At 34.9% G+C, this 22074-nt stretch carries 16 protein-coding genes; 3 read left to right on the top strand and 13 right to left on the bottom strand.

Going from position 1 to position 22074, the window contains the following annotated elements; all coding sequences use genetic code 11:
* Window positions 1-5 precede the first annotated feature (5 nt).
* From QWZ06_RS06285 to QWZ06_RS06230, 12 genes are all read right to left on the bottom strand, one after another.
* Window positions 6-2882 carry a SusC/RagA family TonB-linked outer membrane protein gene (locus QWZ06_RS06285; RefSeq protein ID WP_290296544.1) on the bottom strand — a complete coding sequence of 959 codons (2877 nt, stop codon included), beginning with the start codon at window positions 2880-2882 and terminating at the stop codon, window positions 6-8.
* A gap of 412 nt (window positions 2883-3294) precedes the next feature.
* A complete protein-coding gene (locus QWZ06_RS06280) occupies window positions 3295-4623 on the bottom strand; it encodes a hydroxymethylglutaryl-CoA synthase family protein (RefSeq protein WP_290296542.1) in 1329 nt (442 codons plus the stop codon).
* Between the two features lie 400 nt (window positions 4624-5023).
* Window positions 5024-7534, bottom strand: coding sequence for a M1 family metallopeptidase (locus tag QWZ06_RS06275; protein ID WP_290296540.1), 2511 nt, complete (start codon window positions 7532-7534; stop codon window positions 5024-5026).
* A 23-nt stretch (window positions 7535-7557) separates the two neighbouring features.
* Window positions 7558-7776 (bottom strand): hypothetical protein, encoded by a 219-nt coding sequence (locus QWZ06_RS06270; protein WP_290296538.1) that lies wholly within the window; start codon window positions 7774-7776, stop codon window positions 7558-7560.
* Between the two features lie 526 nt (window positions 7777-8302).
* A complete protein-coding gene (locus QWZ06_RS06265; RefSeq protein WP_290296535.1) occupies window positions 8303-9562 on the bottom strand; it encodes a hypothetical protein in 1260 nt (419 codons plus the stop codon).
* 102 nt (window positions 9563-9664) lie between these two features.
* Complete coding sequence (locus QWZ06_RS06260; RefSeq protein WP_290296533.1) at window positions 9665-10459, bottom strand: thymidylate synthase; 795 nt, start codon at window positions 10457-10459, stop codon at window positions 9665-9667.
* Window positions 10460-10608: 149 nt separating this feature from the next.
* A complete protein-coding gene (locus QWZ06_RS06255; protein ID WP_290296532.1) occupies window positions 10609-11259 on the bottom strand; it encodes a hypothetical protein in 651 nt (216 codons plus the stop codon).
* Window positions 11260-11275: 16 nt separating this feature from the next.
* Window positions 11276-11716 (bottom strand): hypothetical protein, encoded by a 441-nt coding sequence (locus QWZ06_RS06250; RefSeq protein ID WP_290296530.1) that lies wholly within the window; start codon window positions 11714-11716, stop codon window positions 11276-11278.
* A gap of 140 nt (window positions 11717-11856) precedes the next feature.
* Window positions 11857-13206 carry an alpha-amylase family glycosyl hydrolase gene (locus QWZ06_RS06245; protein WP_290296528.1) on the bottom strand — a complete coding sequence of 450 codons (1350 nt, stop codon included), beginning with the start codon at window positions 13204-13206 and terminating at the stop codon, window positions 11857-11859.
* Between the two features lie 256 nt (window positions 13207-13462).
* Window positions 13463-14056: an IS1096 element passenger TnpR family protein gene (locus QWZ06_RS06240; RefSeq protein WP_290296526.1), complete on the bottom strand. Its 594-nt coding sequence runs from the start codon at window positions 14054-14056 to the stop codon at window positions 13463-13465.
* A 133-nt stretch (window positions 14057-14189) separates the two neighbouring features.
* Window positions 14190-15221: a sensor histidine kinase gene (locus QWZ06_RS06235; protein WP_290296524.1), complete on the bottom strand. Its 1032-nt coding sequence runs from the start codon at window positions 15219-15221 to the stop codon at window positions 14190-14192.
* A gap of 47 nt (window positions 15222-15268) precedes the next feature.
* On the bottom strand, window positions 15269-15943 hold the full coding sequence (locus QWZ06_RS06230) for a response regulator (protein ID WP_160136578.1): 675 nt from the start codon (window positions 15941-15943) through the stop codon (window positions 15269-15271).
* A gap of 325 nt (window positions 15944-16268) precedes the next feature.
* Here QWZ06_RS06230 and QWZ06_RS06225 point away from each other — a divergent pair, with 325 nt between their 5' ends.
* Genes QWZ06_RS06225 through QWZ06_RS06215 form a run of 3 tightly spaced genes read left to right on the top strand, consistent with a single transcriptional unit; the run spans window position 16269 to window position 20509 of the window.
* Window positions 16269-17483: a carboxypeptidase regulatory-like domain-containing protein gene (locus QWZ06_RS06225; RefSeq protein ID WP_290296521.1), complete on the top strand. Its 1215-nt coding sequence runs from the start codon at window positions 16269-16271 to the stop codon at window positions 17481-17483.
* Between the two features lie 23 nt (window positions 17484-17506).
* Window positions 17507-19057, top strand: a complete 1551-nt coding sequence (locus QWZ06_RS06220) for a TonB-dependent receptor domain-containing protein (RefSeq protein WP_290296518.1) — start codon at window positions 17507-17509, stop codon at window positions 19055-19057.
* Between the two features lie 45 nt (window positions 19058-19102).
* Window positions 19103-20509 (top strand): beta-helix domain-containing protein, encoded by a 1407-nt coding sequence (locus QWZ06_RS06215; RefSeq protein WP_290296516.1) that lies wholly within the window; start codon window positions 19103-19105, stop codon window positions 20507-20509.
* A 281-nt stretch (window positions 20510-20790) separates the two neighbouring features.
* Here the strand turns inward: QWZ06_RS06215 and QWZ06_RS06210 are convergent, their stop codons facing one another.
* Window positions 20791-22029: an amidohydrolase gene (locus QWZ06_RS06210; protein WP_290296514.1), complete on the bottom strand. Its 1239-nt coding sequence runs from the start codon at window positions 22027-22029 to the stop codon at window positions 20791-20793.
* Window positions 22030-22074 lie beyond the last annotated feature (45 nt).

Below are 22074 nucleotides of genomic sequence, written 5' to 3'. Positions count from 1 at the left end.
TTACTTTAAAAATTTAAATTAACTCCGAATTTTATTGTCCTGTTCATTCCTTGGGTAAAGAAATCAGTTCCCGTTGCTACGTTAGCTTGCCCAAAGGCATTTACTTCAGGCTCAGGACCACTATAATCTGTCCAGGTCCATAAATTATCTGCAGCAATGAAAAATCGTAATGTCATACTGCCTATATCTAACATCGTTTTAGGCAAAGTATAACCTAATTGAAGCTCTCTCAATCTAATATAGGAAGCACTTTCAATAAACCTTGAAGATATTTGGTTATTCCAAGACTGAACAAACCCTCTTACAGGACGTGGTAAATCAGCATTTGGGTTATCCGGAGTCCAATAATTGGTTTGATTTTCAAGTTTTCCAAATAAGGGATTTCCAGAAACGCCAGCAAATCTCAAAGACGAATTATACATATCCTGCCCAAAAACAAAGATCAGATTAGCTGACAAGTCAAAATTCTTATACCTAAAGGTATTACGGAAGTTCCCGAAGAAGTCAGGTTGAGCTTTTCCTATGAATACCCTATCATTGGAATTAATTACCCCATCTCCATTGGTATCCTGATATTTCACATCCCCCGCTCTAATTCCCTGATTAAATAAATTTTGAGGAACCTCCACATCGGATCTGTAAATCCCTATCGCTTTCAATCCAAAAAAAGCACCTATGGGCTGCCCTACTTCAACTCTGGTAGCAAACCCAAAATCTATTGGAACCGCTATTTTAGTAACTTCGTTTTTATTAAAAGTAATATTAAATTGTGAGTTCCAATTGATATTATTCCCCTGAAGTATGCTTGCATTGATTCCGATCTCATGCCCTCTATTGTACATTTCTGCTTCATTAGACTTATAAGTTTCCACTCCATTTTCTAAAGCTGCAGTAGAATTAACTAAAAGCTTTTTTGATCTCTTGTGATAAAAGTCATAAGTAATATTAACTCTATTTTTAAATAATCCTATTTCTAACCCAGCATCAGTCTGAGCTGTTCTTTCCCAAACTAAATTAGGATTAGCTAGTGCCGTGCCCGATCCATAGAGAGGATTTACATTAAAAGTCGGTAATAATCCATATGCATAAATCTGGGCAGCAGCTGAAGTCTCAAAATTTCCCAAACCTGATTGATTTCCTAATTCTCCCCAGCCTGCTTTTACTTTTAATAAATTCACCACATCTTTTTTAAACCAGCTATTATCTGAAATGACATACGCTGCTGAAACAGAAGGAAAATATTCCGTTCTGTTATCATAAGCTAATTTTGAGGAGGAATCAGCTCTTAAAGTAGCATCTACAAATAAGTTATTGAAAATCTCTAAACTCAACCTTGAGAAATAAGAAAACGTTCTGTTTCCTAATGATGGATAATAGGAAGCAATAGTCTTTATAGAACCTGCATCTGGAGAAGTAGCTCCTAACGGTATATTTTGAGTTTGAATATCGGTTAATGTTGTCTTACGATTAAAATATTCTAACCCGCCCATTAAGGTAAAACGAAATTTATCACTTAACTTTTCAGTATAGGTCAATGTATTAAACGCTGTAAAAGTATTATATAAACGTCCATTATAATCTGCCTGTCCGTTTGACCCTCTTCCTTGATACGTATCTAATGGAAATAATCGAGATTCGTCATAGTTAATTCTTTCTAAATTAAACCTTGTCACCATGCTAAGTTTGGAAGAAAACTTAGATTCTAATCCCAGAGAGGTATTTACTCCAAAGATTTTAGTTAAACTTTTAACATCCGTGGCGTTTTGTAGTGGATTAGAAAAACTCCAGGTATCTGTATTGTAAGTCCCATTGGGGTACTTTATACTTTGCCCTGGTGGTTCTAATATAGCAGCAGTTAAAGGGGCATAAATATTATTATCTCCATTGATTCTTTCATTCTTTTCATTCGAAAGCCTTACGGAAGACACTATTTTAAACATATCATTTAACTTTTGGTCTAAATTCAAAGTAAATGTCTGTCGGCTATATTCTTGTCCTTTAATAATCCCTGATTGATCAAAATTAGAAAATCCCAGATAAAAAGTAGTCATCTCGTTTCCCCCAGAAGCGCTGGTACTTAATTCATATATAGGTTGATCTCTCCTATAAACTTGATTTAAATAATTATCTCCAAAATCTGATTTATAAAAATCACCTATAGATTGACCTGACTTTGGATCCCACACCTTATTTCTTGTAGACCAGTAAGTTGTTCCATTATTAGGTGTTGTATTAAATTCTGCCAAATCTAACATTTTATAATACTCACCTGCTTTCATCGTCTTGAATTTCTTTATGGGATTTTGAAAGCCGACGCTTGAATTTAGATTAAAATTTATTTTCCCTTTTTTCCCTTTTTTAGTCGTAATCAAAACAACACCATTGGCAGCTCTCGATCCATAAATTGCAGCTGCGGCGGCATCTTTTAAAATTTCAATATTTTCTACATCTGCAAGGTTTAATTGGGACAATAAATTTCCTGTTTGCCCCCCATACGCCACATTACCACTGGGAGAGTTGGATGAAATCGGAACCCCATCTACCACATACAATGGGTCATTGCTTGAAGTAATACTGGAAACCCCTCTTAATCTTACATTAAAACCAGCACCTGGTGCTCCTGATGTAGGGGAAACCTGTAAACCGGTACTTGCTCCTTGCAATAGAGCATCAGCACTAGATGCTGACACCTTAGTCAAATCATCTGCCTTTACTCTGGATATGGATGTAGTAACCTTTTTAACTGATTTGGTGCCATATCCAATAACTACAACTTCATCAATTTGAGTTGATGCTGTATCTTTCTTTACTTTTTGCGCCGAAATCCCCTGTCCTATAAAGAACAGTACGCCGGCACTTAATACATTTAGTTTCACATTCATATTAACAGTTTTTTTTCTGAAGTAAATTTGTTAATAAAAACAAAAAATTCAAATTACTAAATCACTGCTATACAAATGATTAATGTATATTATTTTCGTTTAAAAAAATAAAATATCAAAATGCTTACTTATATTTCGTCAAAGAAAGGGAAAGAATTTTCCAAAAAAACAATATTAGAAGAATTTTAATAATCGTTAAAAATTTCAACACATTATATAAAATCTAAAAAATGAGTGAGTTTTTTTCATTAAAATGTGATTTTAAGTGAATAATATGCAAATTCAAATATATTAATTTACCACTAAAACAAATAAAATAACAAAAAATAGATAGATAAATCAACCAATAAATACAAAAAAGACAAAGCATTCTAATTTTTAGAATGCTTTTAATAATTTAAGTATTTATATCTTACTTCTGGCAACTGTAATATCTTGCCCCAGTTAAAACAGGGCTTTCGGTTTCTATAGAAACAAGACCAAACCCTTTATAGTCTGGATTTACAGATTCGGTTAATTGCTTTCTATGAAGTTTTTCGTAAGTGTTAAAATCAATAGCTGTTCTATCATTTAGATTTTCAAATAAATTCCATTTTTCCACTACTTTTTTCCAGTTAGCAGACATTTTACCAGCAAATACTTTTGATTTGGAACCACTGCCATATCCTAAGAAACCGATTTCTTTACCAGAAAGGTCTTCATTTTCGTTAAAAGAAGTCTGTAACCCAGAAAGGAATGCCATAAAAATAGAAGCGGTATACATATTTCCTATTTCCGAAGACGCTCTTTGGGTCTTTTCAATAGCTTCATTGATTAGCTGCAGATAAATCTCAGACTTAGCAACTGCTTTCTGCTCGTCCGGAGTTTCATAGGAAATCCCATTTTCAAGACTGTAGATTTCGGTAAAGACCCTTTTCCCATGGAAGGCGTATGGAAGATGAAAAACAATATATTTCCAATTCTCATAAGGTTTTTCCAGACCTGTAATATCTTTATAATGTTGGTAAGCCTCTCTGATCCTATCCTGATAACATTGATTGGAATATTGTCCATCAAAAACGGGTTCATCCGTAAAGATCTCGATTTTGTCAGGATACATCTCTGGCGCACCGTTTAGATCCTCTTTTTTATATTGTCTTCTCGGTTTGAAGAAATCAAAAACACTTTCCGTAGCGACTCCCCAGTTATTTTCAATTTCAAGAAGATCCGGTTTCGAAGAAATCAGTAAAGCTACAGCTCCTCCTCCTTGGGTATATTCTCCTGAAGAAGCCAATTCATATTTTGCATAATCGCTGGAAATCACTACAGCCTTTTTATCAGGATTTACTCTTACAAAATCCAAAGCATTATGCAGAGCATCTACTCCCCCTACACAGGCAAAAGTTAAATCTACCACATCACAGTTTCTGAAAACTCTTTCACCAAATGTTTTCTCCAACTCTTTTTCAACCATCTGCATGGCATAAGAAGCAGTGGGTTTTGCTGCATCCAAAGCACTTTCAGTTCCTAGATAAATTCTTGAAATTTCCTTAGGATTGATGGTATAATCCTGAATTAACCTTAACAATGCTTCTGCTGCAAAAGTTGCAGCGTCTTCATGTACATCAGGTAATCCCATTTTATGAAGTCCTAATCCTTTCTCCAATTTTGCTGGTTCTATACCTCTTTTTTCAGCTAAATCTTTAATTTCCAAATATAAAGAAGGCACATAATAGCTTGCCGCCTCAATTCCAAAACTCATAATATTTTAAATTTTAAACGAATTTATGAAAGATAACGCAAAAAACAGTAGTGAAAATACCTGATATTTGTAATATCGTTAAAGATCAATCCCGTTAAGGCCGATTTCGTTAAAGTGGTTTTTTCATACATTTATAATCTGTATTTAAAAAATACTATTTTTACAACCATTACATTAAAAATACACATACAATCACTCTTATTTAATGTATTCAATAATATAACAACTATATGGTATTTGAAATTAATTATCTAATTAAAGGCATAGATATTTATTTAGGACTGAAATATAATGCCCCCTTTTCTTCAGATATATGTGGATTTAAATACTTTAATGGTAAGCCATACAAATTAAACTTATCCATAAAAAGAAAGCCGGCTTAATTTGCCGGCTTTACATGTTACTTATAATTTTCAATAGCTTTATTTAAAACATCAATCTGTTTATTGATACTTGCTGCATTCTGTGGATTCTGTTTAAGCAATTCCATTTTTTTATTTAAACCATCCTTCAGCATTTGCACCACCATCATTTTAGCCTGCGGGTTATCTCCCATCTGATTTTTTGCATATCCTAAAATCTTAGTAATACTTTCCGTAGCTTTTAAATTATCAGAGGTCATGATCCAGTTGTAGCCTTCTTCTGCAGACTTCCCTAATTCTGGGTTCTGGAATTTAATAAACGGATAAAATGCTGCCAATGGAGCAATTTTAGACATTTGAGAAGTAACCTTATTCTTTACAATCACAGGGAGTAATTGTGCCTGCAGATCGTCTGAAGCCCCATCAAGATCAATCTTATCAGCCAACGCATTAGCTTTTGAAGGATCAATGGTAAGAACAGCTCCAAGAGAACTTCCTTTTACTGCATTAGAAACCGCACCTACTCCTTTTTCAAAAATCGGAAGGTATTTTTTATCTTTTGTTTTAGCCAAAGCTGTGATCGCTGCCGCCTGAGTTAATGTTTTAGGATCATTAGACGCTAGTTTTTCAACGTCTGCTCCTAATGCCTTCATTTGTTCAGGATTACTAAGATCTATCAATTCTAAAGCTTTAATTCTTACTCTGAAAAATGGATCTTTCAAAGCTGCGGCTAATAATTTTGTTGCCGCCGGGCTTTTTCCAACTTGATCTTTTATTCCTGTTAAAGCAGTATATCTGCTCTTAAATTCTTTAGAATTCGTAAACTGTAATAGATTCTGTTCCGGAGTTTTCGTATCGGTAATATCCGCCAGCAAAACACCATCTGCATTGATATTTACTAAGTCCGGAGCTTTAGAAACATCAAAATTGAATGTGTTCTTCGCATCTGCATTTACCCAAACATTGTATCTCTTTGGTTTTCCATTGTCATAAACATCAATAGCCAAAGGGAATTCAAACATTTGATCCTGAGTCTGATTAATCGTTACAGACACTTGTTTTTTCACAGGTTCAAATGTAAATGAATAATTGATCTTCGGATTTCCGCTTCCGAAATACCATTGATTGAAGAACCAGTTCAAATCTTTTCCGGAAACTTTTTCAAAGGAAAGTCTCAACTGATGAGCTTCTGCATTCTGATATTCATTTGTCTTCAGGTAATCATTCATTCCAGCAAAGAAAGCATCATCTCCTAAATAGTTTCTTAGCATATTCAGAATTCCGCCTCCTTTCTGATAGGTTACCAGATCAAACACATCTTCACGGGATGCATAATTGAATCTTACCAGGTTTTTCTTAAAGTCAGATGGATTATGAATATACATATTTACATCGGACATCAAATGATAATCTGCCTGATCTTTACCATATTTATGCTCATTCCAAAGGTATTCGGAATAATTAGCGAAAGATTCATTTACGGTAAGGTTACTCCAGCTTTCTGCTGTTACCAAATCCCCAAACCAATGGTGAAACAATTCGTGGGCAATAGTATCTTCCCATTTATTTTCATCAATAAGCTGACCTGGTTTTTGAAGGATATCACTTCCATGAAGGGTTGCCGTTGTATTTTCCATAGCACCACTCACATAATTTCTACCGGAAATCTGTGCGTATTTTGCCCATGGATAATCATAATTCATCTTTTTGGAGAAGAAGTCGATCATTTCCGGAGTGTTTCCGTAAATCTGTTTCGCATAAGGCTCGTATTCTTTCTCGATGTAGTAATCAACCGGAACATTTTTCCATTTATCCTTTACAATAGCATATTCTCCCACTCCCATGAAGAAAAGATAAGTTGCATGTCTTTTATCCATTACCCAATGATCGGTTCTAAGTCCGTTGGATTCTTTTTGAGAGTCTTTTAAAATACCATTTGAAAGGGTTACATATTTATCAGGAACCGTCATATAAATTTCCTGGGTAGTTTTTTGATTGGGTTTATCAATGGTTGGAAACCATGCGGAGGATGATTCCGTTTCTCCTTGTGTCCAGATTTGTGTTGGAAGATCAGGATCTGTTCCCTGCGCATTGATGAAGTAAAGTCCTTTTGCATCATTAATTGCCATGCTTCCTTGTTGCTTCACTTCATTTGGACGGGATGTATATTTGATGTACACCGTATAATCCTGATTTTTTTGATATGTTTTATCTAACGTGATCTTCAGGATATCATCTTTGTATTCATATTTTAAAGGAGATTTTTTACCATTGTTATCAAGAGCTACTTCATGAATCAGCATGGCTTTCGCATCAAGGATCAGTTCATTGGTAGGATAGAAATAAGGTGAAGCGGTCAACCATTCTTCCCCATTCATCTGTTCTTTCTGATAATCGAAATTTACTTTCAGTTTTGTGTGTTTTAGTTCTGTTACCTTGGTATGGGTAGCTCTGTACACTTTTTCTCTTCCTGAAGTTTCAGTTTGTGCTGATACATTGGCGGAAAATAATATCCCGAGTATAGCAATCGATAAAATGGCCTTTCTCATCTGTCTACTTTATAATTTTAGAGTTATTTTTTTATTATGATGTCGAAAATATCATTCACTAAAGTTTCGTAATCCCCTGTTTTCAGCTGCTCTTTTGTTTTAGCAAAAGCTTTTTTCAGTTCACTTTGCGGGTTTTCATCGTCAATAATTTCTGCTGAAGCCACACCTTTTAACTGAAGTACAATATTTTTTAATACTTCAGGATCGGCATTTTCTTCAATATTTATTTTTAAATACTTCATGATTTTGTAATTGGATTTATAGATTCCCCTTTTGTTAAAGGGGTTAACCTCAAGTTCTTTCAAATTTAAAACTTATTTTAGAAAGAATGAGCCTGTTAGCACTTTTTTAACGAACATTTTTAGGGGGAAAGGCTGGAAGATGGAAGCAGGAGGATGGAGGTTACTATCCAACCGGAGACTCCCTGCAGGTTTTCTAAGATATATCAAAGAATAATATAAACACCAATAGATGAGATCCTCATTTTACGATGCATCATTCAGGATAATAATGCACAAGCAATAATCATAAAACGAGAGTGACTTTCTGACAATAATAGCTTCCAGCCTCAGGCTTCCCTCCTCCAACATTATCTCTCTCTGATTATTTTTCCGTTTTGATATAAAAATACCATCTCACATTTCGTTTGTCTTTCTGCATTATAAACATGTATTTTTTTTGCATCAATGCCATTCATTTCAGACAACATACGACCTTCCCAATTGTTATAAAAAATAGGTTCTCTCAAAATAAAGTGTGGATTCGTCTTCAACTCATTGAACATATCATATTTAAACAGACGACTCCACTTTCAATATGATCTGCTTTAAGAGCAATGCTCAGCTGATTAAACATTTCATGATTAAACTGACTGGCATAGATCCAGGCATTTTTCACACTTATATTGGTTGTAATAAGAAGAAAAGTAATTACTGCAAAAAGAGCACTTACCATTTTATTTCCCAGCTTCAGTTTAAAGCATAGATAAATGATTCCCGAGATGAGAAAGAATGTATAAAACAATCTTATCGCTCCAAGACTACGGTTATCAAATCCAAAAAGGGTAGGAATATAAGAGGAAACATAAAAAACACTTACAGCAAGCCCTAATGAAATCAGAGAGATTAAACCTAAGTTCTTAATGTCTTTCAATATATTTTTAAAATCATAACGGGAAAATACCTTATATACAACAGAAGACATGATTAAAGCTAACAGTAATTCTATGATGTGAAGATTTTTAAGATGTAATATTCCTTTATAAATCCCCACAAAAACGTCTTTGAAAAACAATTTTGCCGTTAAAATTGTAACCTTCATTACTCTTTGCAGTTCAAAGATCTTACCTACCTCATCTCTTTGATAAGAATGAGAAAATATCATGGGTTGTATCACTTTTCGGAAAAGAACAATCATTCCAAGGGTTAACAACAGGAATACAATTCGTTTTTTGTTTTCTTTGATTAAAAATAAATGTAAAAGAATAAGTGGCAGAAAAATTTCATAGCTGAGTATTGACAATATAAAAAAAACAGAACTGATTATCAGATTTTTACGAATATATATATAATAAATACTCAAAGAAAAGAATATAGTGGCCAGGTTTGAATTCAGCATGATCGGAGAGAACTGAATACTTGTACCGATCAGGGAACATGAATACAATAAAGTAATCAAACTTGCCAATTCTTTTGACAGAATTTTTTGCGTTACCCAATAAACAGCAATTAAAGAGAGTGGAAAAAATAGAGTTCCTAAAAGGTAAATGGAGGAATTATATTGTGAAAGAAAAACCAAAGTTCCTGTTACAAATCCTGATACCGGTCTTGCTGCCATATTGGAAGAATCCAGATAGGAGTAAATATAACTGAAATAGGGTTTCGAGATATATTTTGAACTATAAGCCTCCTTTAAGTCGTCCGTTACAACTACTTTTTCTATAAAAATGGACAACCATATATAAAGGTTATAAATAATTATTAAGATATTTAAAAATATCAAATAACTATTGCTTAATTTTTTTTTCATACTATTTTTTCAAAATTTGTGGTGATCGCTAGATGATCACAAGCTTCAAAAATAATAGAATTCCGCCAATTACAAAAGATAATAAAAAAATCTGTTGTGATATTAAATCGCTACAGGAGCTTTAATCCCCGGATGTGGATCATAGTTTTCTAAAGTAAAGTCTTCAAAGTCAAAATCAAATATGTTTTTAACTTCTGGATTCAGCTTCATCGTTGGAAGAGATCTTGTTTCCCTTGAAAGCTGTCTGTTTACCTGCTCAAAATGGTTATTATAAATATGAACATCTCCAAAGCTATGTACATAATCTCCTACTTCAAGATCACAAACCTGTGCAACCATCATCAATAATAGAGCATAACTTGCAATATTGAAAGGTACCCCAAGGAAAACGTCTGCACTTCTCTGATAAAGCTGCAGCGATAATTTTCCATCTGCTACATAAAACTGAAATAATGCATGACAAGGTGCCAATGCCATATTTGGGATTTCAGCTACATTCCATGCAGAAACAATCAGTCTTCTGGAATCCGGATTTTTTTTGATCTGATCAATAACTTCCGTGATCTGATCTACTACTTTTCCGTCTGCTCCGTGCCAGCTTCTCCATTGTGCTCCGTAAACAGGCCCTAAATCACCATTTTCATCTGCCCATTCATCCCAAATGCTTACTCCGTTATCTTTAAGGTATTTGATATTGGTATCTCCTTTCAGAAACCAAAGTAGTTCATAAATAATGGATTTCAAATGCACTTTTTTTGTGGTTACCAATGGAAATCCTTTGGACAGGTCATATCTTAGCTGGTAGCCAAATACACTTCTGGTTCCGGTACCGGTTCTATCGGTTTTATCAGTTCCGTTGTCTAAAATATGTTGTAAAAGATCCAGGTAGTTTTGCATTTTGAAAAGGAATTTATGGGTTCAAATTTAGTAAAAAAAAAGCATCAAAAAAAGCACCCAGTTCATGGATGCTTTTTATAAGAAGTATATTTTTTTCCTATTAAACAAGTTTATATTCAATATGCACAGGTCTTTAGGATTCAATAGAACTACAATATAGAAACACTAATTTCTTCACTATTTCCACTTATTGATTTCAACTGTCCGTATCTCTTTGTATCCGTGAATTTATCATCAGAATATTCCAGCTTCACAGGGCCAAACTTTGTAAGTTTCTGAAACTTACTTTGATCAATGATATCTTTAGTTCCGTAATCTATGGAAATATTACCTATCGTTTTCAGTTTTCCCATTCTGCTGTTATCAATAACATCATTTGGCCAATAATCGATAGTAAGGTTTCCAATTTTCTTCACTTTTCCTCCTTTTTCTTTCGTAAAAGCTGAGTCTTCCCAATAATCTACAGCAATATTTCCTAAGCTTTTTAGTTTTCCTGCTTTTTCTTTTGTAAATGCAGAATCATCCCAATAATCTATCTTAACATTACCAATGCTTTTAAGTTTTCCATATTTAACCTGATCAAAGACCTGATTATCATAGTATTCAAGCTTACCATTCAAACCGGGAGCATTAAAATCAGTAATTACACCATCTCCATCAAGGGTGAATACAAAACCGTCCACTGTAAGCTTTACAGATGTCAGATCATACGTTTTTGATGAAACTGTAGCACGAACTTGTGCATTGATCATCAAACTGCCTAATAGAAAGGCCAGGAAAAGTAAATTTTTAAATTTCATACTATTAAAGATTGATTTACCAGATATGTTCAATATTCTGATTGATATTGTTAATGGTAAAAGTCTCTCCCATTTTCTTGCCAAACATAGCTTTCACTAAAGGGGATTCTGTTGATACAGTCATAATTTTCTGATTTTCAAATAGAATTTCTCCCATCGAAGCTGAAACATAAAACAATCCTTTATTGGTTTTTACTAAAGCTCCATTTTGAACTTTCTCAGAAAGGTCTGAACTAATCTTTTGTAGAACTGCCTGCTGATTCAACACTTCGTTAAGCTGTCTTTGCAGATTATTGATTTCCTGCTGAAGCATTTCCCTACCCGTTTCGTATTTATCTCCCATTGAGCTTTTCGTATCATTATTGGAAGCACGGGTTTCAGCGATCAGGTTTTCGAAATACTGGATTTTATCTGTTATTTTAGCTTTAATGGTGTTTATAATCTCTTGCTTGTTCATTGTAATGCTGGAATATTTATGTTGTGGATGGATAAGACCATCCTGTCAAAATCATCGATTTTGATACCCTCCAAAGGTGGGGAATGTTATACCGTTAAAAAAATAATGGCTAAAAATATTGAATTTTTGGAGATTCAGTTCTATTTTTCAAATACAGCATAATCTGAAACTTTAAAATTAAAATCTTTTCCTTCATCAAAATTTCTTCTTGTTTTTTCGAATACGTTTTTGAATGTTCCTGATATATTTCCATCTTCAATGGTAAAGTTTACGGGTTCTTTTGACATATTTAAAACAACCAGCACTTCATCTTTTCCATTTTTTCTTACATATGCTAAAATCTTGTCATTGGCAGTTGTGTTCAATAAATAAGTGGTCACATTCGGATCACCACCTCTTAAAGCCGGATTGAACGCCTTTAGATCCAATAATATTTTATAGAAATCGGCTACCTGATACGTTTTCGTCCATTTGATCGGATCTTTCTCGAAGAACTCGAGTCTCTTCATATTAGGCAATTCCTGACCGGAATACAATAAGGGAACCCCATTCCATGTGGCTGAAAATACGGCCATAGGTTTTGCAATCACGGCATACTTTTCATATTCTGTTCCATTCCATGAGTTCTCATCATGATTAGCGGTAAACCAGGCTCTCATTGAATTATCTCCAATATTAGAATACTGCACCAATAGATCTTTCAATTCCTGAAGCGGCTCATTCTTTTTGTAATAATCGGCAGATTTATGCATCCATTTCCATGAATAACTGGCATCGAAAACTTTTCCATATTCCGGGCTTTCCAATTCATCAAATTCTCCTAACCAGAAAAGTGGCTTTACTTTCTCTACTTCAGGACGTGCCTGTTGCCAGAAATCTACTTCTACCCATGAAGCCAAATCACATCTGAAACCATCGATATCCGTTTCTGTTACCCAGAATTTCATAGCATCAATCATTGCCTGGCGCATTTCCTGGTTTTTATAATCCAACTCGATAATATCATCCATTCCTGAGGCTATATGGAATTTTCCATCTGCATCTTTCAGGTAAAATTCAGGGTGAGTTTTTGTCCAAACGTGATCCCAGCCAGTGTGATTAGCGACCCAATCTATAATCACTTTGAATCCTAGCCTGTGTGCTTCATTCACCATCGCTTTAAAATCCTCCATGGTTCCGAATTCAGGATTGATAGAGGTATAATCTGCTGCTGCATAAGGACTCCCCAGACTTCCTTTTTTATTCTGTTGGGCAATTGGAGTAATGGGCATAAACCAAAGTGTTCTTACTCCCATAGCTTTCAGGCGGGGCATTTCTTTTGCAAATGCTTTAAAAGTTCCTTCCTGAGTATATTGTCTGATATTTACTTCGTAGATATTTGTAGTATGTTTCCATTCTTTTGGCAATTCTGTCATCTTCCTTGTATTTTTTTGAGTGGTACAGGAAACAATTCCCAGACCAATTGCGGCTAATAAAATTAATTTCTTCATTAATCTATTTTTAACAAAAATAAGGATTGTTTTTCAGGGAAGAGGGCTAAATGATAAAATTGCCAAAGTACTTTTAAAATAATACAGATGATAGATCGTTTTAATTTAACACAAAATTTCAGTAAGTTTCTGCCATCTTTTTAAGGCAGTAAAAGGATGAATCTCGTTTATCTCCTTACAATCTTAATTCTTTTGACTTTATTCCATAAAAAAGCCCCGGATTAAAAATCCGGGGCGATATTTCTATATCTACATCTTATCTTTCGTCATCGTTGTCATCTTCTTCATCAAAGACGTCGTCGTTGTAGTCATCTTCTTCGTCGTCATCGTAGCTGTCATCTTCATCAGAAAAGTTTCCGCTTGCTCCAAAATCTTCATCGAAACCAAACTCATCGTCTGCCAAAGGCATTGCTGATTTCTTTTTAGATCCTCCTGACCCATTTTTACTAGGAGCTTTTAAAGGAACATTTCCGAATCTATATGCCGTAATCGGATAGATCACCCCTTTCTTTTCATCAACTACTTCTACAAGCTCACAGAAGAATTCCCAAAGATCAAGAAGTCCATATTGGAATTGTGCTTTGTCGCCTTTACTTTCAAAAGCTTCATCAATGTATACGTCTGACATAATCTCACCATCACCATCATCGCTCATATCTTCCAATGGGACACTTTTTACGATCGTTCCGTCTTCTTCTAACAGATTAAAAGTAGAAAGCTCGTCTCCATGCAGATTGAATGCACTTTTAATTCCTAAATGTAAGTTCCATAACGTTTGTTTTCCCTTAACTTCAATATCACGGAAAATATCCTCTTTCGCATCTAATATTACGCGGATTTTGTAAACCATATCAGTTTCTTAAATTACTTTTTGCCTTTATAATTATGATAAATCTCTGGTGCAAATATATAATAAATGACATGTGACAAAAAAATATTTCAGGATTTTTTAAAATATTTTTTTTTCTTACATTTTGCCGGAATTATTTACTTTTTTCAAGCATAAAACTAAATTTGGTACCTTCAAGGTAAACACTTTCTACGGTAATGTTTTCGTTATGAGCTTCAAGGATATGTTTTACGATGGCAAGTCCTAATCCTGAACCGCCTTCTCTCCTGCTTCTGCTGGTTTCTACACGATAGAAACGCTCGAAGATCCTTGGAAGAATTTCGGATTTGATCCCCATTCCGTTATCAATAACTTCAATCAGTACTTTATTTTTTAAAACACTGGTTTTAACAATCACCTTTGCTTCTTGTCTATTGGCATAGTGAATGGCATTGGAAATAAGGTTGATAAAAACCTGAGAAATTTTTTGTTTATCGGCTTCTACAAAAATCTGTGGATTCAGCGTCTGAATCTGTAATGTCGTATTGTGTTTTTCAGCTTCAAATTCAAGCAGATCAAAAATCTCCTTGATTAAAAGATTGACATCGAACTTGGAAACAGTAAGATTGATCTCTCCTGCTTCAAGCCTGTTGATCATATCAAGGTCTGTAACAATGGCAATAAGCCTTTCTACAGATATATCAATCCTTTCAAGATATTTATCCCGAATCGTTAGATTATCCACTCCACCGTCTCTTAGCGTTTCTACATACCCTTGGATAGAAAATAACGGAGTTTTAAGTTCATGAGAAACGTTACCGATATATTCTTTACGGTAGCTTTCCATTTCCTTCATCATATCGATTTCGGTGGCTTGCTGCTGATTGAGATCTGAGAATCTTTCCCCCAGCTCTTTGATCGTAATATTTTCATCGTTATTATGAACCATTTCCTGAGGCAGAATTCCGGAAAGTCCTTTCACCTGCTTTCTTCCGTAATAATTGAAAAGCAATTCCAATACGACACAGTTGATAATAAAGATAAGAATTACACAGATTAAAAGACCCGTCTTAAATAAGGGGGTCTCATAATAAATATCTTTTAGTGAATCGAAAATGACCACCAGAAAAAGCATTACCAACGTCAACAGACAGGAGGCAATGAGCGTAAGCCTGTAAAATTTCAATTTTACAAAGTTTTAATATTGAACGTAAAGATAAGGTTCCTAAGCAATTAAACGATAAGCTTATACCCTATCCCTTTTAAAGTCTGAATGGTATTGATCCCCAATTTCTCTCTTAGTCTTCTGATGTGAACATCAATCGTTCTTTCTCCTACAATAACATCATTTCCCCAAACTTTTTCAAGAATTTCTTCTCTTTTAAATACCTTCTCAGTGTTGGAAGCCAAAAGATAAAGTAAATCAAACTCTTTTTTGGGAAGAAGAAACTGCTGCCCGCTTTTGGAAACTCTGAAGTTATCTTTATCAATGACAAGATCTCCGATTTCGATCAATTTGGCATTATCAGAAACCTGAGAGGTTAGCTGTAATAAAGCATTTACTTTAGAGGTAAGGATTTTCGGTTTGATTAGCTTTACAACATAATCGTTAGCTCCTGCCTGGAAGCCTGCCAATTGAGAAAATTCTTCGCTTCTTGCGGAAAGAAAAACAATAAGTGTTTTTTGGAGTTCTTTCACTTTACGAAGTTCCTGACAAGTTTCAATACCATCTTTTTCAGGCATCATTACGTCTAATAGAATAAGATCCGGAATAATTTCCTTTGCTTTTTCTATTCCTTCATTACCATTGGTAGCTGTATAGATCTCATATCCTTCCTTTTCTAAGTTATAAGATAGAATCTCTAAAATGTCCAGTTCGTCGTCTATTAAAAGAATTTTTTTGCTCATCTTCTAGTTTAAGAATTCCCACAAAAGTAACTATTTTCATTGATTTCATCTATTTTTCCAATGTTAACTAATTATTAAAAGACTAAACCTTTTCATAAAAATAACAAATCATCAATAAAACCAATAAATAAATACATTAAAATCAAATATACGAAACATTTTCTAAAAAACAAACAATATAATTTGATTAAAAAAACAAAGATCAATAACCCGAAAGCCCTATTATCTATTCATATAAATTTCATAATTAATTAAAATTCTCCTAAAGTTTTCTTAAAAACTTAGCCCTTATTTTGCCCTTGAAAAAGAAGTAAAAGAAGTAATAATGAAAAAACAACTCCACAAGAGCATTGTGCTACTTGCCTTGTTTTCTGCTGGCTATGCTTTCGCACAAAGCCAGATTCTTGAAGGTAGGGTATTGGACGAGAAAGACAACACTCCTATAGAGGGGGTAAAAGTAAAGGTAAATGACAAGGAAGTAGTCACTGACCTTTCAGGATACTACTCTATCAACCTTTCTCCCGGTACCAATTATATAATAACGGTAAGTTCTAATGGATACAACAAAAAGGAGATCAGTGAAGTTATTGTAAAAAATGATGGTAACACTCACCTTGATATTGTGCTGGAAAAGCCAACTGCCAAAGAAAAAGAAATTGAGGGAGTTGTAATCAAATCTAATGCGAGAAAAGAAACCATAGCCTCTACCATCGGATTGCAAAAAAATGCAGGGGTAGTTTCTCAGGTTATCGGTGTTGAAGCTATTAAAAGAAGTCCAGACAGAAACACAGGTGAAGTTCTGAAAAGAGTTTCCGGAGTGAGTTTATTCGATGGAAAATATATCGTTGTAAGAGGATTATCTGATCGTTATAACCAAGCCATGCTAAATGGTATTCAGTTATCCAGTACAGAGCCGGACAGAAAGACTTTCTCATTTGATCTTTTCCCTGCTAACGTTATCGAAACGCTTGTTATCAATAAAACCTTCATTCCTGAGTATACTGGTGAATGGGGAGGTGGTTTGATCCAGGTAAATACTAAAGATATTCCTAATAAAGATTTCTTCAATGTACAAGTAGGTGTGGGAGGTAATAACATTACCATGAACCATGAGTTCTTTATGCAAAAAGGAGGAAAATGGGATTTCCTGGGAATCGATGACGGTTACAGAAAACTACCTACCAATATGCCTGCAAAGAATGCCTTCAGTATTTTGAATGAAGGTCAAAAAACAGATATTGGAAAAGGATTTACTAAAAACTTAGGCTTCAATACGTTGGGCTATCCTGAAAATGTAAGCTTACAGGTAGATGGAGGTTTCAATACAAAGGTATTTGGAAAAGATTTAGGAGTTATTGCAGTTTTAAATTATAGTAACAACAAAAGAAGAACCGTAACCAACAACCGTTTCTTCACTATTAACGACGAAATTGCCAATACAAACTTTGATTATTATACAGAAAAGTATACCAACGATGTTATTCTAGGCGGGATGTTGAATCTTGCTTTAAAGTTTAACAGCAATAACAAATATCCTTAAAGAACATCATCACCAATAATACGGTGAACCACATGTCTTTCAGAACTGGAAAAGATTTTGAATTTGACCCCATTAACGGAACCAATATTCAGGCAAGGGAAATAGGATTCAAACAAACGATATTCTATAATTCAACTCTTACCGGAACACATAAAATAGATGCTCTTGGCGGACTTACCGTAAACTGGTACGGAAGCTTCGGGATCCTTGATCAGTATATTCCTTTGCTACAGCGTTTGCAGTATAACCAATATACGAATATGGAAGGAAGTCCTTATCTGGCTTTGATCTCTAATGGTCTTTCCCAGAAATCAGGAAGTGTTTTCTATTCTACATTGAGCGATTACCTGTATAATGCAGGAGGTGATGTTTCCAAATCATTTACTTTATTCGGACAAAAGCAAACCATCAAAGGAGGGTATTTATTCCAGGTAAAAGACAGAATATACAATTCCAGACCATTCTCTGTAAGACTTGAAAAATACAATCAGGGATTACTTGCTCAACCTTTTGAGACCATCTTTAATCCTGATAACTTTGGAACAGACGGTAGATTTACTTTTGATGAAATTGCCGGAAATCAATACCGATATATTGCCAATACAATCCTTAATGCAGGATACTTACAGTTTGACAACAACTTTACACCTTGGTTAAGAGCTATTTGGGGATTAAGAGTTGAAAACTTTGACCAATTAGTAGGGAGCACCAAAAGAAGTGATGACCGTTTTGTAAACACTCGTGTTACAGACTTCTTACCAGCGATTAACTTAACTTTCAAAGTAAATCCTAAAATGAATATTCGTCTTGCCGGTTCACAAACTGTAGTAAGACCTGAGTTCAGAGAGGTTTCTCCTTTAGCGTATTATGATTTTGATTTGGGAGCTACAGTAATTGGCAGCAAAGATATTGAAAGAACTAAAATTACAAGTGCCGACCTTCGTTGGGAATTCTATCCTAGAAATGGGGAGATCCTTTCCGTAGCTGCTTTCTACAAAAACTTTAAAAAGCCTATTGAATTATACTTCAATCAATCTGGGGTAGGAACAAGTAACACGTTCAACTACCTGAATGTAGACAAAGCTGACGCTTATGGAGTTGAATTGGAATTCAGAAAAAAACTGGATTTTGTAAGCACTCTTAAGGACTTCACATTAGGTGGTAACTTCGCTTATATTAAAAATAAAGTTACAGATGAGGCTACCAGAATCAACAGACCGATGCAGGGGCAGTCTCCGTACACGATCAACTTAAGTCTTCAGTATGATGCTGAGAAATCAGGATGGTCTTCTACAGTATTATTCAATATGATCGGAAGAAGAATCCTTTATGTAGGAAATGATCAGGTTCCACCAATCTGGGAAGCTCCAAGACCACTTTTAGACTTCCAGATAGCTAAGAAAATATGGAATAAAAAAGGAGAGATCAAGCTAAACGTTTCTGATATTCTGAACCGTCGCGCTAAATTCTATCACGATCTGAATAACAACAAGAAGTACGACAATTCTGATGCTCTTGCTATAGATCGATTAACAGGTACCAACTTCAGTTTAACATTAGGGTACAGCTTTTAATAATTCACTCAAATAATCTAATAAAAATAATTTAATTCTTACAATATGAAAAAGTTCGTTTTATATTCTTTAATGCTTAGTGCTTTAGTGTCAACTACTGCATGTAGAAATATAGAAGAAGATGGCCCTACCATCATTAAAGATGGCGGTAACGGAAATGGAGGAGATACTGAAAATCTAATTCTTTCAGGAAAGATCACATCAGATCTTACTCTTAAGGCTAATAAAATTTATAAACTAAGAGGACTAGTATATGTAACTAAAGGAGCGACTTTAACAATCGAGCCAGGTACAAAAATCGTAGGTGAAGCTGATAAAAATGGAGCTCTTATCATTACTAGAGGAAGTAAGATCATGGCAAAAGGTACTGCTACCAATCCTATTATCTTTACTTCAGAGAAACCAAATCCAAAAAGAGGTGACTGGGCTGGTCTTGTTATCTTAGGAAATGCTCCTACCAATGCTACATTTAAAGGGCAAAACGGTGTTGGAGAAATGGAAGGAGGTATTAATGATGCTGATGGTCTTGGACTTTACGGAGGAAATAATGCTGCTGACAACAGTGGTGTATTACAATATGTAAGAGTAGAATATGCAGGATATGCATTCTTACCAGATAAAGAAATTAACGGGATCACATTTGGTGGTGTAGGTAACGGAACTCTAGTAGACTATGTAGAGGTTGCTTACGCTAATGATGACAGTTTCGAGTGGTTCGGAGGAACGGTAAACTGTTCTCACCTTATTGCTTACAAAGGTCTTGATGATGATTTCGATACTGATAATGGTTATTCAGGTAATGTACAGTTTGGTATTGCTGTAAGAGATTCTCAGGTAGCTGACGTTTCAGGATCTAATGCATTCGAATCTGATAATGATGCAAATGGTTCTTCTACTGCACCTCAGACCTCTGCTACATTCTCTAACATGACAGTAATTGGACCTATCAATTCTGCTGCTCCAGGTCAAATCAATGCTTTATTCCAAAATGCATTACAGATCAGAAGAAACTCTTCAATTTCTGTATTCAATTCTGTATTCACAGGATATCCTGTAGGATTATTTATTGATGCCACTAAAGGAACTGCAACAGACCTTAATATTACAGGAAATAGATTATTCTTTGAAAACAACGTTTTAGCAGGGAATACAACTCCTTTGAAATTTGGACCTTCTACCCCTACAACGTATTCAATTGAGCTTCTTACAACTTGGTTCAATAATGGTGGAAACTCAATCCTAGGTGCTACAACTGATGTAAAATTGACGAATGCTTGGGCTCCTGCCGGAACAACTCCAAACTTTGCTCCTGCTTCAGGTTCACCACTATTGGGTGGAGCTAAATTCACCAATACTAAAGTAAGTAACTGGTTCCAAAAGGTAGCTTACAAAGGTGCTGTAGCAGACATTAATGATACATGGTATGCTGGATGGACAAACTTCAATCTATAAAATAATACAGTAGTTAGATTTTATTCATAAAAGGCCTTCGGAATTTTTTTTCCGAGGGCTTTTTTTGTGCTTGATTCTTTAAAATAACCGATTTAAGGAAGATTCAATATTAAGGGCGGTTAACATTCAACATTAGTTTAGGTAGACTCAGCCTTATTGATGCAGCCCAGCAAATATTGAAATTTCCCATCATATTATCCATAAATAAAAACAACCATCGGAAAATCTCCGATGGCTGATTCACAAAAAACAAGTGTATAAAAAATATATATACTTAAAATTTAACTCCTCCAGAACAGATTCCCGTCATGCATCAGGGCTTGTATTTTAGACATTCTGGAAACGGCTTCTGCTGAACATGAAGCATCTGCCAAAACAATTGCGGCCTCATCACCTGCTTTAGGCCATTGTTGTTTTCCTTTATCATCCAAAGGAACAATACTTTGAGTCGCAAACTGTAATGCTCTCGATAGAGCAAACTCAGTGGCATAGCCATAGAGTTCTGCAATCAGATTAGCTTTCTGTAACATACTTCCGGATCCGAAAGTACTCCAGAAATCCTGTACATTATCATTCCCGATCAAAACGTTTACACCATGCTTTTTCATTGTCGGGATTGGCATGATTGTCTTTTTAAAAGGTACAGAAGATGCAATTCCTACTTTTCCTGCAGCCAGTCTTTCTGAGATTTCTTCTGCCTCTTTTGGCGAAAGATGAGCTAAAGCAAATGCATGGCTTACAAAGGTCTTTCCTTGAAGGGCAGGATTTTCAATCGCTTTATCGATAAGATAATTGATGGTTTTCATTCCGGATTCTCCTACTTCATGCAGATGAATATCAATTCCTTTATTATGATCCAGTGCTAACTGAACTGTAAAATCCATTACTTTTTCGATGCTTCCATCAATACTTAACGGATCTACTCCACCAATAAAAGCTACACTTTTTAGTTTTGCAACTTCTTTCATTAAAGGAGCTGTTTCTGTATAGTAGACTCCATGTTGTGGGAAAGCAACCAATTCTGCTTTAAAGGAATCTTTTTTGTTCTGAAGAGCCTGTTCTAAATTCTCTAATGATTTTAATCCTGAAGTAGGATCAATATTGAAGTGGGTTCTTGCAAAATGAGTTCCGTAATGCTGTTGAAGGCTGATCAACTGTTCTGCTCTCTCTACTGAGGTTTTTAGCAACTCAGGAATGATTTCCTGTTCATAGGCGATCATATCCTTTACCGTTTTTCTTTTAGAAGAGAGTGCCTGCCAAGGAAGGCCATACCATGTTTTATCCAGATGAATATGCATATCCCTGAAAGCAGGAAGCATCAGATATCCTTTAGCATCAATTGCTTTGGAAGAAGGATCGTTCGTCTTTACCGATTTAATCTTTCCATCTTCAATTTCTATACTGAAAAGGCCTGTCTTTGTTCCGATAACCTCTTCATTTTCGTATTCAAAACCTGTTTCCAGGCGCACATTTTTAAGGGAATAGTTTCCTTTTGCAGTTAATTGATAGGGAAATTGCATGATTTAATATTTTAACCCTACAAAATTACACCAGCTTCAAACGAA

Source organism: Chryseobacterium tructae (genome assembly GCF_030409875.1).
GTDB lineage: Bacteria > Bacteroidota > Bacteroidia > Flavobacteriales > Weeksellaceae > Chryseobacterium > Chryseobacterium tructae.
The sequence above is the reverse complement of the archived record's forward strand: the minus strand, read 5'-3'. Positions and strand labels throughout refer to the sequence as shown.